Origin of the sequence: Butyrivibrio sp. VCB2006 (genome assembly GCF_000420945.1) — a bacterium.
Lineage (GTDB): Bacteria > Bacillota > Clostridia > Lachnospirales > Lachnospiraceae > Butyrivibrio.
In genome coordinates this window covers 16504-29885 of record NZ_ATVX01000017.1, presented here as the reverse complement: position 1 = coordinate 29885, position 13382 = coordinate 16504, and the positions used below count along the sequence as shown (strand labels likewise).

The window sequence follows — 13382 nt, the reverse complement described above, 5'->3', positions numbered from 1 at the left end:
ATGAAAAGATATATCGCACTTCTTCTGACAATTGCACTTTTTTCGGTGTGCCTGTATGCATGCCAAAAGCCTCAGGAAAAGACTGTCACCGAAGCCCCCGTCACTATGGATATGCCGGAAATCGTTGATACCCACTCAGACGATGGCCGTACTGTGGTAGGAATTTCCATGCCGGACAGGCTTCTTGAGCGTTGGAATAAGGATGGGTCTTATTTACGTGCGCAATTTGAGAAAAGAGGATGCGAAGTACTTCTAAGGTATGCCAATAACCTTATAGACACTCAGGCCGACGATATTATGGATATGATAAGGGAAGGTGCTGATCTTTTGGTTATCGCTGCGGTAGACGGCGCTGCTCTTACTGAAGTTCTGAATATAGCGAAATCCGTAAACGTGGCCGTAATAGCCTACGATCGTCTCCTGATGGATTCAGATGTAGTTGATTACTATGTTTCTTTTGACAATTATAAAGTTGGTGTATTGCAGGCCCAGTACATTATAAGGATTCTGGGCCTTGCTAATACCGAGACTCCCAAGAACATCGAACTGGTCACAGGCGACCCCGTTGATAATAACGCTCGTTATTTCTACAACGGCGCAATGGACACACTTAAGCCATTCTTTGATTCGAAAAAACTCGTATCATTGTCCGGTCAGGTCAACTTTTATGAAACCTCTACAGCCCAGTGGTCTTCTGACATTGCCCAACAGCGCCTTCAGATTATTCTCAATTCCTACTATCCTGAAAATGTGAAGTTGGATGCTGTTTTGTGCGCCAACGATTCAACGGCTCTTGGGGCAGTACGAGCCCTGGAAACTGATTACAAATCAAAAAATCCTGTCGCGGTAACCGGACAGGACGCTGATATAGCCAATATTTACAATATCATCAATGGGACTCAGGGTATGACGGTTTTCAAGGCTCTTAGAGAGGAGTCCATAGTAACCGTTGCTTTAAGCATGGCTCTTTTAGATGGCAAAAGACCTGCTGAAGACCTTATAAATGAATCTGACTGGGACTTTAAATGTTCCTTCAACACCACAGATTATGACAATGGTAAAAAGATTGTCTCTTCATATCTGCTTGAACCTATCGTCGTGACTGCAGATAATATCGAGTCGCAACTCTTTGATACCGGCTATTACAGGCGTAATTCAGCCGGCCTTATCTATTCCGCTAAATAAGGTATATCCGTTTCTTCCATTCTCTTTTGTCACATACAGCGCCTTATCTGCGCATTCCATGAGTTTATCAGGATCGCCCACATCCTGAGGATAAACCGCGCATCCAATACTTACAGTTATCTGAAGTTCTCCTGCTGAGGTTTTAAGCTTATCTCCCATGATATCCATAATATTTTCACAGATAATCCGCTCTTTTTCCTCTGATGGCTCATAGAAAATTGCGCAGAATTCATCACCACCAAGTCTGGCAAAAGAAACATCTTTATCCGCAAGCTCTTTTAGCCTCTTGGCAACTGCTTTTATAACCTCATCTCCAACTTTATGGCCATAGGTATCGTTCACATCTTTAAAATGGTCCACATCGATCATGACCATTCCATAAGGCGTCCCATTTGCCACAATCTGGCTTATTTCCTCATTTATCTTAAGTCTGTTAGGCATTTGTGTAAGGAAATCAGTCCGGGCCATCTGAAGTCTACGTCTGTTGGAATAATAAAGATGAGTAATGATAGCAATGAGCAAAATAGCTATTATTATGGCCAGATTACTGATGGTCTTATTCTCTCTGTAAAACTTTGCAATGGTCTCGTGTTCGTTGACTATGACCGAACCAAGTGGCAACTGATACGCCTTAATTCCGAATTTATCCATCGCATCCTGATCAAAATATGTTGTGGTGACAGTGGCTGTCTTAAGGGGCATATCATCCGGATCTGCGCCCATCAGTATGTCTTTTGCCATAGTTCCAGCAATATATCCCGAATCATAAAACGAATAGGAAATACCTCCCAAAACACCATGACCCACATCCGAGGATGAAAGTCTGAATATGGGAATATTATTTGTATTTTTAGTTATAAAATCAGCCGCATTCGGCAGTGAGTAGTTATTTTTATTCCCATCAAGGCCAAAATCCAGAAAGAGAATAATATCATTGCTTCCTAGCGCATTTAAAGCCCGTTTTAGGCCATTTTGAGTATAATATGAGGTATTTATTATTTTGCAGGTAATATCGTCGTGACGGTCCTTAAATTTCATAAATTCCACATAGTCGCCCTGACCTGTTACAGTGGAATCTGTAATGACCACAAGACTGTTCCTGTTTGGGAAAAGATCCCTCATCAGCTCATAATTATTTTCAAAATCCTGATTTTCAGCTATTCCTGTAGCATTCTTCATTGCCGCTGCGGTAGTTGCCTCAGTAATATTATTTATGCCCATGAAAACTAGTGGAATATCGGGAAAGAGCTTGCTCCTGTTATTGATGGCATACCTTAGCGCCGGATCATCCGCCACTGCAATAAGATCAAAGTTTCTTACAGAAAAGATCTTGTACCTAAGATATTTATCAAAATTGGCAATATCAGTAGCACCGTAGAATTGCTGGGCCTCCATGAAATCATAGTTGATTTCGATATTAAGCCCTTCTACGCCGTCCTGAAAGCCTCTAAATGTGTCTGGAACGCTGGCATTGGAAAATCCGTAGGATGAGATAAAAAGAATGTGAAATTGCCGCTCTAAAGAATCCTCTGCGCAGGTTTTTATCGCAGGGGCTAAAACCATGAGAATAGCGCAGTATGCAGTTATTAACAAACGGCATAGTGTACGTTTCATAGTATAATTTTATACCTATTAAGGTCAACCAACAATAGTTTGAACCGCCTTTATGTTACCGGTTATTTCAAATTTACCTGTAGAAGCCTCTACGAATACAGAGTCTCCTTTTTTGATACTAAAGAGCTCGTCTACTGTAGCTATAGTGCCCTCTCCGTCAGTTACCAGAATACTTACAAAAGAACTGTCATCTGCATTATAACTATAGCCCTTACTATCGGTTGTTTCAATTTTATCTACGCAAAAGAACTCGCAACTTACCATATGTTTATCTGGAGATTCGTATTTTACTGGTTTCTCTATCTTTGTAACATCCAAAGACTGCTGAATATGAAGCTGTCTTGGCTTTCCATCTGCTCCAACCCTGCCATAATCATAGATCCTGTAAGTCACGTTCGAACTTTGCTGAATTTCAGCAATAACCAGGCCGGCGCCTATTGAATGCAATGTTCCCGGAGAAATAAAGATCACGTCTCCCGGCTTAACATATTCCTTATGAAGAACCTCTGTTAGCGTATTTTCTTTTATCCTCTTTTCAAATTCTTCCTTGGATATTACTTCTTCAAATCCCTGATAAAGGAACGCACCCTCTTCTGCCTCGAGCACATACCACATTTCCGTCTTACCATACTGGTTCTCATGCTTAAGAGCATATTCATCATCAGGATGCACCTGAATAGACAGAGCTTTTTTAGCATCTATCAATTTGATCAGAATCGGAAAATCCTTATATTTCAGACAATTTTTACCAAGAATTTCTTTGCCTTTGTTGTTTATAAGTTCAGACAGAGTCTTGCCTTTATTGATACCATTTGTTATTATTGATAATCCGTCTTTGTGGCAGGACAATGTCCAAGCCTCAGCACAGATTTCTCCGGAATAATCAACATTATATTTTTCTACCAGCTTATGGCCGCCCCACAGGTAGTCTTTACATGCCGGTTTAAGTACATAAATTCCCATATCTGTTTCCTTTCTTTGATTTAAGGAATTATAAGGTTTTATTATGTCGTTATCAACCTTTCACTTTTCTATTATCATATTTATTCAACATTTTTGCCATATACTCAACCATTTCTTATTCTTTTTCCTACAGTTTGCAAATGGATAATGTATAATTTACATGTTATACTTTTGACTCGTATCGTTTATTTAAAAAGAAAAAGGATTTTTTATGACTACAAAAGAAAACAAAATGGGCGTAATGCCTGTAAAACAGTTAATTGTATCTATGTCACTTCCTATGATGATTTCTATGCTTGTACAAGCTTTATATAACGTCGTAGATAGTGTTTTCGTTGCCAAAATAAGTGAGGATGCTCTTACCGCTGTTACTCTTGCTTTCCCTATGCAGAACCTCATGATTGCTCTTGGATCAGGTACCGGAGTAGGTGTTAACGCACTTCTTTCCAGATCTTTGGGAGAAAAGAAATTTGAAAATTCAGATGCAGCTGCCAACACCGGACTTCTGCTTACATTTTTTAACTTTTTAGCGTTTTTGTTAATTGGTCTGTTTGTCGCTCCTGCTTTTATCGCATCACAGACAGATAGTGAAGCTATTAGAGTTTACGGAGCACAGTATCTTTCAATTATATGCTGTCTTTCCTTTGGTTTATTCTTCCAGGTTATGTTTGAAAGACTTCTGCAGTCCACAGGTAAGACTATTTATAGCATGATTTCCCAGTCTACAGGTGCTATTGTCAACATTATCTTTGATCCACTTCTTATCTTTGGAATTGGTCCATTCCCTGCGCTTGGTGTTGCAGGTGCTGCTTATGCTACAATTCTTGGCCAGCTGATTGGTGCATCCATTGGTCTTTTCTGTAACCTTAAGTTCAACAATGATATAAATATAAGCTTTAAAAAGATTCTTTCACCTAAAGCTCATATTATAAAAGAGATTTACTTTGTTGGTGTTCCATCAATCCTTATGATGTCCATCGGCTCAGTAATGACTTACCTCATGAACCTTATACTTGGTTCCTTTAGTTCTACTGCAACTGCTGTATTTGGCGTATATTTCAAATTGCAGAGCTTTTTCTTCCTTCCTGTCTTTGGACTTAATAATGGTCTTATTCCTGTTCTTGCATATAATTATGGCGCAAGAAACAAAGACAGAATTAAGGAAGCTCTTCGATTTGCGCTAATGCTTGCTGTTTCCATTATGATCGTAGGAACCGTATGTTTCTTAACTATACCTAACCTTCTTTTAACACTGTTTAACGCTTCACCGGATATGATCAAAATTGGTATTCCTGCTCTTAGAATTATCAGTTTGTCATTCCCAATTGCCGGTGTTTGCATTGCTATGGGTTCCATATTCCAGGCATTTTCAAGGAGTTTCTACTCTTTGATCGTTTCTGTCGGCCGACAGCTTGTTGTACTCATACCTGCAGCTTTTCTACTCGCTCAGACTGGTGTACTTTCAAATGTTTGGTGGGCCTTCCCTATCGCTGAAATAGCATCCTTGGCTCTTTCAACAATCTTCTTCAAGAAACTGTACAAAGAGACTGTATCAGCAATGTAATTACGAAAAAATCTCTTGATATTCGTGGTTTTTAAGAATTGTGCACTAAAAACCGCTATAATTTTTGGCACTTTTTCGCATTTAAATACTTGTATGGTGCATAAAATGGGTGTAGAATTTTACTTGGTAGTAAAAAATACTCAATTTGAGGGAGGTATTAAACCATGAATAAGACAGAACTCGTTGATGCTATTGCAAAGGAAACTGGTCTTTCTAAGAAGGATTCAGAGAAGGCTGTTAAGGCTTTCACAGAAGCTGTATCTAAGGAGCTTAAGAAGAAGGGCAAAGTTCAGCTTGTTGGCTTTGGTACTTTTGAGACAGCTAAGAGAGCAGCTAGAACAGGTAAGAATCCTCAGACTGGCGCAGCTATCAAGATTCCTGCAGCTACAGTTCCTAAGTTTAAGGCTGGTAAGGCCCTTAAGGATGCTGTTAACGGCAAGAAGAAATAATTCATTTTAAATACTAAAGCCCTTAGAGCTTGACTCTAGGGGCTTTTCTATTGCAAATAAATAGGACGGTTCCTTGTGGAATCGTCCTATTTGGTAGTAATTTATCTTCTTGCCTTGAGGGCCTCTTCTAACTGCTTGTGCTGCTGATAAATATCCATATTTCTCATCATATCCTGTTCAATAAGGCTTCTGATGTATTTAGTCGCTGACATGTTAGAAGCTTTGGCCATATGCTCAACATAGTCTCTGTATCCTCTTATATCAAGTAAAAGGAACTTTTCTTTCTCATATCTGCTCTTGTCCTGTTTGGAAGGCTTAGGCTGTGCCTGAGGCTCATTATAGGCCGGCATTACGGGCTGCTGCATAACTGGCTGCTGGTATGTATATTCAGCTCTAGGCTGCTGATACTGCTGAACCGGAGCTACCTGTGGCTGAACCTGCTGATACTGCTGGTATACAGGGGTCTGTACCTGCTGAACCGGAGTCTGCTGTACATAAGGCTGTACTGTAGGTTCCGGCACATATGGCTGAGCAGCAACTTCCTGAACTACAGGTGTCTGTACCGGTTCTGCTGGAACAGGCTGAGGTTCCGGCATAACCGGCTGACTCTCTACCTTCTTCTCCATGGCAGCTACCTTTTCGCCTATTTTCTCAGCTACTTCTGGCACTTCTTTCTTGATAACAACGGTTTCTTCTTTCTCTGCAACCGCTGTATTCGATTTTGGAGCTTCTTTAGCAACTTCTACTGCCTTTTTAGGTTTTTCTTTTGATTCTACAGGCTTTTTTGATGTTTCTTCTTTTTCTTCAGTCTTACTAAGTGGTGTCATTCCAGCAAATAAGCCCTTTGAAGCTCTGTTAGCTCCGCCCTTTAACAAGTCTTTTTTACTAGCCATCACTCAACCTCCTCTAAGAATTCATCAATAAAATCATCATAATCTCTTGCTGCAGAAGAACCACCTGCATATTCAAAAAGATCCATCTTCATTGTCTGAGCTTCCTCAACAGATACATTAAGTCTTATCTTGGACTTAAATACCTTAGTATTAAGAAGCTGAGCCTTCTCTTCTATATCTCCGATCCAAATCTTAGCATTGGCTGTATTTCTAACCTTAGTAACCAGAATTCCATCAACACGAAGTTTATCATTTGTATAATCATGAATCTGATCAATAAACTTGTATAGTCTTGATAATCCCTGAAGCGAGTAAGCACCTGGCTCAAGCGGAATAATAACCTCATCTGCGACTGTCAGGATATTCATAAGAACAACTCCAAGAGCAGGGCTGCAGTCGAATACGCAGAAATCATATTCCTTCTCAAGGTCGTCAAATGCTTCCTTAATAAGTCTTTCTCTTCCAAGTCCGGCAAAAGACATATCTGCTGAAGCAAGATCTATTCCACCGACTATCAGGTCTAAATTCTCAGAAATAGGGATTATTGCATCATTAATATTCTTCCTCTTAGCCATTACTTCAAAGAGCTTGGCAGGTACATTTTCATAGAAGTAATCCTGCTGTTCCTCAGTTAATTTCTCAATATCCTCAGGATCCGGATCTATCTCATTAAGATCAATTCCGGCTGACATTGACAAATTCTCCTGTGGATCTGCATCTACTACAAGGACCTTGTAGCCTCTATTTGCCAGTCCAACAGCCATAGCGTAGCTGGATGTAGTCTTGGCAACTCCCCCCTTTTGGTTACTAAATGCTATTATTCGCATAACTCCTCCTAAGCTTATATAACTTATATAGGATAAATCTCATCCTTTGATATTATATTCTATTCTTTATTTAGATTCAATATTCAATATCAAAAATATATATCATTTATATTCTACAATTTATCTATAATATTTTTGTTATTTTACTTGTATTTCATATACATTATGTATGTCTTATTGCACATATATTTGTCATATTTGTTATATATCTATATGTTATATAAATTATACAAGATGCAAGTTCTTATCCGTTATTATATAACTTATATCATTTATTGATTTTATATTATATATAGTACCATAACACTTGTTCGGATGTTATATAACATATATTACTTTTATGTGTTTGATATTATTTATCTCCATAGATCTAGATTCAAATTATCCATGCGAATGTTATATATCTTATATATTCATATAAAGAAAAACATAATCCTTTTTCATTTATAGAAAAAGTAAAACCTGGCTGGATTAATTTCTCGCAAAAGTTTTTTGTCATATATGTTATATATCTTTTTTGCCTTTCTGACCTTTTGTCCAGCGTCTGTAACGCTGCGTCCATAAGCCATGTATTGCAGCACTTCTCTGCCTTCGCAAACAAGAGGTCGCACATCAATGATATATAACATATATATTTACAGAAAATATTTTTACCTTATTCTGTCTTGGATAAAATCATCCCAAATCCAGATACTAATAGAACAGTCAGATACCAATAAAGAATCTATTAAAGTTATATAACATATATGCCTTTTATTAATTGTATGTCAATCGATTTTCTCTATAATATATTATATTTATTTATGTGCTATTTGTTATATATCTTATTCATTATAATTATAATCTATATGGAATATAATGTATATCGATATATATATTATATTTCTTATTTTATATAAATATATAATATTTGTTTTATTTACCATGTAATTTAAATATCAAATTTATAAAATATGTAATAAATATAAAATAGATTATAAATATAATAATTAATATATATCATTTATGTTTTACAAATATGTAAGATATATGATATAATAATTATAATAAATATTGTCTATATGTTAAATATATCTAATTTATAGAATATATGACATATATGTGAAATAATATAAATATGCTATATGATAAAACAAGGTGATTTTAGTCGAAATTGCTACAAGAACAAGGCAAAAAGCAAAAATAAAGGGCCTGGAGTCCAGATCCATAATAAAAAGATTCAAAAAGCTTTAGAAGCATTAATTATAATCAATAAACATTACAAATTTAATCAAAACCGTCATAATTAAGTTTTTTGAACCAAATAGCAACAATAGTGCAAGGGAATTATATAAAAACAGAATTATGAAATTATAAACAAACTATAAAATACACTAACATCAAAATGCAATAAATATATTGCCTGCTTATATAAATTTTTTGCCTATTTTAAGCCTTTTATTTAATATCAATAGATATTTTTGCAATAAAAGTATGGATGAATGCAAGATTCAATTCAAATTTACTAAAATGTAATAAACTATCAATGAATAAATAACTTAGATATTATCAGCATTTGTCAATAATATCAGACATAATTAACTCGTGATATGATAATTTATGTTATAAAAAGCAAAATAAATAATTTATAAACATAACATTTACCATAATAGTCAATAATTTAGAAATAATAGACAATCACGCAACATTTTTAGGCCAATTAAAATATCGTAAATTATTTATTGTGGCAGTTTCTTATGTAAAGGTATCTTCTGGTATCTATAAAAGAATAGTATAATTTATTTCAATAAACAAGAATAGAAATAGAAACAATTAATTCACAAAATAACTATTGGTATCATATGTTTTGATAACAATGTTTATATATAATTTATAAATTTTATAAATAATTAATATCTAATTATTCATCATTTTACACTCTTAAAATCATTTAATATAATTTCTGCAAGAAATATTTCATATCCAAAAAGAAATTATTTCAAATAATTATGATCATGAAGTAAGAATTCACTAAATCCATAGATATTCCAAATTCTTAATAATATGCAATCCTGGATAATCTACTTTGTAAACGCAGAGTAGGTTGTTTTTTTATATATAAAATAACTACAATTTATTATTAATTAAAGCTAAGGAAATCTGTGTATTTATGGGCTTTTCAAGTGTTTTTGGTGACTGAAAAAGGTATTATAAGTAATTAAAAAGGGAATGGCAGGTTAGTAAAAGAGGGTCTAAAGGTAAATAAAAAGGGCTTGTCCAAAGTGCAGTAAAAGTAACCGGTTTAGGTATAAAAGGAGACTATTAAAGGTGGTAAAAGTGACATAAAAGGGAATAAGAATATAAAGGTGACCAAAAAGGGAATCGAATGTGTATAAAAAGGGAGCTTCATTCAAGAAAAGAAAAGCCTGTTTTCTGTATATTATCTTGTTTTAATAGCTCAAAAGGGTAAATTTAGCTGGAGATAATAATAAAGCATATAAAATGATAAAAAAGACTAAATAGGTAAAAATATAAAGCAGATATCAATATAAATTATGAGCCCTGAATCAATGGATCACATTAAATATATAAAGGGTGACCAAAAAGGGAATGGTGACATAAAAGGGCGCATTATTATAATTATGGGTTGGAATAGAGCATTATAGGCCTAAATTAGAAATTATATTCATACAAAATCTTTATAAAGGTGTACAAAAAGGGAATATAAAAGTGACTAAAAAGGGAATGAATGGGCTTATATAACCAGGAAAAGCGAAATAATTTTATTTGAGGACAAAAATAAATAAAAAGGGCACTAAAAGTGACTGGAAAGGGAATAAAATTGACTATATTAGTTAATCCAAAGCAGTCAAAAGATAAGTAAAGGGGCGTATAAAACCTTAAAGGTGCACAAAAAGGGAACATAATATCACGACTAGAATGGTCAACAAATTGTAGTATTATTTATTTGACAAACCCACAAAATATAGGCAAAATAAGCTTGTAAGTGACAAAAAAGGGAATATAATATTATTTAAGTAAACAAAAAGGGAATGTTATTTATTCTGGTTACTTACATAAGGTGCATAAAAAAGGAAGATGTATGCATTTCAAAGGTGTACAAAAAAGGAAGATGTACATGTGGGGGATTTATGTCAGATAAGAAAAGAGACCAGCTGGTAGTAAGCAGGAGTTATAGGAAGTCAAATGAGCTGATCAATGCTATGGGTAAGGGTACAGCTCTTAGTCAGAAGCTGTTTGCTATTGGTATGCAGAATATGAAGGTAGATGATACCAACAATGTTGTGGCTACTATTTATGGATCGGAACTTCGTAAGATGTTCAAGTCTACTTCCGGGTCGTTATATGAACATATAGAGGCTTTATGCGACAGACAGGTTAAGGGCCAGACAATTTTTGACTGGAATCTTCTGATGAAGGACAAGGAAAAGGGCAAAATCGAAGCGCATCAGGTAGTTACAGATGCTTCATTCAAGGATGGAACGCTTACTCTAAGGTATAACAACTCATTAACAGACAAGATTATTAACTTACAGAAAAACTATACCGTACTTAGTTTATCAGATACGCTTAGTCTAAAGAGTGTGTATTCTTTAAGATTATATGAGATGCTCAAATCAGCTTATGATTACAAAGCTTATGTTACCAAAGAGACAGGAGAGCAGGCTTTTGACTATAATTTGACTGAGCTTAAACTTGAGCTTGGTATTATTACATCAGGTGGTGTTAAAGAGATCAAAAATGAGCTCGAGAAAGAGCTTCCTGATTATGATAAGATAGAGGCTCTGGCTGATAAAAATGATCTCAACAAATACAAAGAATATAAGATTTTTAACAGAAACGTTCTTAGTAAGGCCAAGGCAGAGCTTAACAAGAAGACAAGCCTTGAAGTTGACTATGAACCAATCAAAAATGGCAGGAAAACAGCCGGAATCAGGTTCTTTGTCAATCAGAAGGAAGGATCTGTTCCTAAAGAAAAACTTTCTGTAATAAATAAGGACGAGATTCTGGACGAGCTTATAGATTTGTTACATGATGATTTCAAGATCAAAGAGATAAGAGAGATTGCAGAAACTGCTGAATACGATCTTGAAAAGGTACGTAAGTCATATAATTACATGTTGTCCTATGATAAGACAATTGATGTTCCAATAGCTTTTATCAAGGATTGCATCAAAAATGAATACTATGCCCAGAAGGCGAAACCAATGTATTCCAAGAAGAATACATTTAATAACTTTGAGCAGAATCACGACAATTTTGAAGATTTAGAGAAGATATTACTGGATAATTAATATATGAGCGATATATGTTATATAACATATATCGCTTTTTTCATCTTAGGAGGCAAAATGGAAAGAATAGTATCTAAATTACTGATGTACGGAGATATGCCCGAAGACTCCATTTTAATGCAGCTGTCATATGTTTGCAGAGATCTTCACAGTGGTAATTACAGCAAGGAAGATTTGACAGCCAGAGTATACAAACAGATCAAGAGAATACTTGTACTGGGTACATCCTGCGCATTTGATAAGAATCTATGGCATAATTACCTGACTTATCTACTGATCATGGATGAAAATCCCTTTAGCTTAACCTGTGAAAAGGTCGGAAGTAAGAACGGAAGTGTTAATCATTTTGCCAAAAACGATTTTGCTGCATTTATGCAGCTTTTTGACTATGATTTCAGTGAGCTGGAAAAGGCTCTTGATGTGGACTGCTTTTCATGTATAACCAATTACCAGGCAATTGATAAGCCTGAGCTTATGTATAATGGGAATGTCAGTGAAAAAGTAAAGAATTTAAGCGCAGCCCTGGAAAAAACAAACTCAGAAGATGAATTTTTTGACGAAGTAACCAGGTTTTACAAGGATATTGGTGTAGGAGCATTTGGACTGAATAAGGCCTTCAGAATTCATGAAATATCCGGAGCTCGCGTAGAGTTTAATCCAATAAACAACATGGATGCAGTTGTTCTGGATGATCTTGTAGGATATGAACTGCAGAAAAAGAAGCTTATAGCCAATACAAAGGCCTTTGTCGAAGGAAAAAAAGCTAACAATGTTCTTTTGTTTGGTGACAGCGGAACAGGAAAATCTACAAGTATTAAGGCTATAGTAAACGAGTTTTATAAAGACGGTCTTAGGATGATAGAGATATATAAGCATCAGTTCAGGCTTTTATCTCAGTTGATTGCGCAGATCAAGAACCGAAATTACAAATTCATAATATACATGGACGATCTATCTTTTGAGGAGGATGAATCTGATTATAAGTTCCTGAAAGCTGTAATAGAGGGCGGTGTAGAGACTAAACCGGATAATATACTGATATATGCTACTTCAAACAGGCGACATCTGATAAAAGAGACATGGCGTGATAGACGCGATGTGGAACAGGATGGTGATATTCACAGATCCGACACTATGGAAGAAAAGCTGTCTCTTGCAAACAGATTTGGCGTCACAATCGGATATTACAAGCCATCCAGGCAGGAATACTATGATATTGTCATGGAATTGGCACAAAAAGAAGGACTAAAATTCGAAACAGAAGATCTTTTGAAAGAAGCAGACAGATGGGAACTTAATCATGGAGGAATCTCAGGTAGAACAGCAAGACAGTTTGTTAATCACATGATTGGAGAGCAATAATCAAGGATCCCATTTGAGATTAGGACAGTTGTTGGCGCAGCCCTGAAGATACTCGTTTCTAACTTCACAGGAGGCATTTCTGCAATCTCTGCAACGGAAAGTGTAATGATAAGAATAGCGAAGTTTGCAGGCTCTGCAACAGAATGGCTGCCCACTGTTCCTGGCAATAAATGTTCGACCGCAACCTATGCAGGTTTTTTCGATATTATGGGCCATAAAAACTCCTTTGA

At 35.8% G+C, this 13382-nt stretch carries 10 protein-coding genes; 5 read left to right on the top strand and 5 right to left on the bottom strand.

Going from position 1 to position 13382, the window contains the following annotated elements; translation table 11 throughout:
• A complete protein-coding gene (locus G613_RS0114320) occupies positions 1-1185 on the top strand; it encodes a substrate-binding domain-containing protein (protein WP_029233272.1) in 1185 nt (394 codons plus the stop codon).
• Here G613_RS0114320 and G613_RS0114315 read toward each other — a convergent pair.
• Together G613_RS0114315 and G613_RS0114310 are read right to left on the bottom strand one after the other, a co-directional pair.
• Entirely contained in the window at positions 1156-2799 is a 1644-nt protein-coding gene (locus G613_RS0114315) for an ABC transporter substrate binding protein (RefSeq protein ID WP_081647909.1), read from the bottom strand. The genes G613_RS0114320 and G613_RS0114315 overlap by 30 nt on opposite strands.
• 24 nt (positions 2800-2823) lie before the next feature.
• Positions 2824-3762 carry a type I phosphomannose isomerase catalytic subunit gene (locus tag G613_RS0114310; RefSeq protein WP_029233270.1) on the bottom strand — a complete coding sequence of 313 codons (939 nt, stop codon included), beginning with the start codon at positions 3760-3762 and terminating at the stop codon, positions 2824-2826.
• A gap of 211 nt (positions 3763-3973) precedes the next feature.
• Here G613_RS0114310 and G613_RS0114305 point away from each other — a divergent pair, with 211 nt between their 5' ends.
• Together G613_RS0114305 and G613_RS0114300 are read left to right on the top strand one after the other, a co-directional pair.
• Positions 3974-5326 carry an MATE family efflux transporter gene (locus G613_RS0114305; protein ID WP_029233269.1) on the top strand — a complete coding sequence of 451 codons (1353 nt, stop codon included), beginning with the start codon at positions 3974-3976 and terminating at the stop codon, positions 5324-5326.
• Between the two features lie 164 nt (positions 5327-5490).
• Positions 5491-5775, top strand: a complete 285-nt coding sequence (locus G613_RS0114300) for an HU family DNA-binding protein (RefSeq protein ID WP_013282588.1) — start codon at positions 5491-5493, stop codon at positions 5773-5775.
• A 101-nt stretch (positions 5776-5876) separates the two neighbouring features.
• On the opposite strand, the gene G613_RS0114295 is transcribed toward G613_RS0114300, so the two are convergent.
• Together G613_RS0114295 and G613_RS0114290 are read right to left on the bottom strand one after the other, a co-directional pair.
• The gene (locus tag G613_RS0114295; RefSeq protein WP_029233268.1) at positions 5877-6668 is read right to left on the bottom strand and encodes a hypothetical protein; all 792 of its coding nucleotides are present in this window, start codon (positions 6666-6668) and stop codon (positions 5877-5879) included.
• Positions 6668-7495: a ParA family protein gene (locus G613_RS0114290; protein ID WP_029233267.1), complete on the bottom strand. Its 828-nt coding sequence runs from the start codon at positions 7493-7495 to the stop codon at positions 6668-6670. Before G613_RS0114290 ends, G613_RS0114295 begins: the two co-directional genes overlap by 1 nt.
• A gap of 3131 nt (positions 7496-10626) precedes the next feature.
• On the opposite strand from G613_RS0114290, the gene G613_RS0114280 reads away from it, so the two are divergent.
• Positions 10627-11790, top strand: coding sequence for a replication initiation protein (locus tag G613_RS0114280; RefSeq protein WP_029233266.1), 1164 nt, complete (start codon positions 10627-10629; stop codon positions 11788-11790).
• Between the two features lie 57 nt (positions 11791-11847).
• Positions 11848-13152 carry an ATP-binding protein gene (locus G613_RS0114275; protein ID WP_029233265.1) on the top strand — a complete coding sequence of 435 codons (1305 nt, stop codon included), beginning with the start codon at positions 11848-11850 and terminating at the stop codon, positions 13150-13152.
• Here G613_RS0114275 and G613_RS19275 read toward each other — a convergent pair whose 3' ends face one another.
• Positions 13153-13368: a hypothetical protein gene (locus G613_RS19275; RefSeq protein WP_081647908.1), complete on the bottom strand. Its 216-nt coding sequence runs from the start codon at positions 13366-13368 to the stop codon at positions 13153-13155.
• Positions 13369-13382 lie beyond the last annotated feature (14 nt).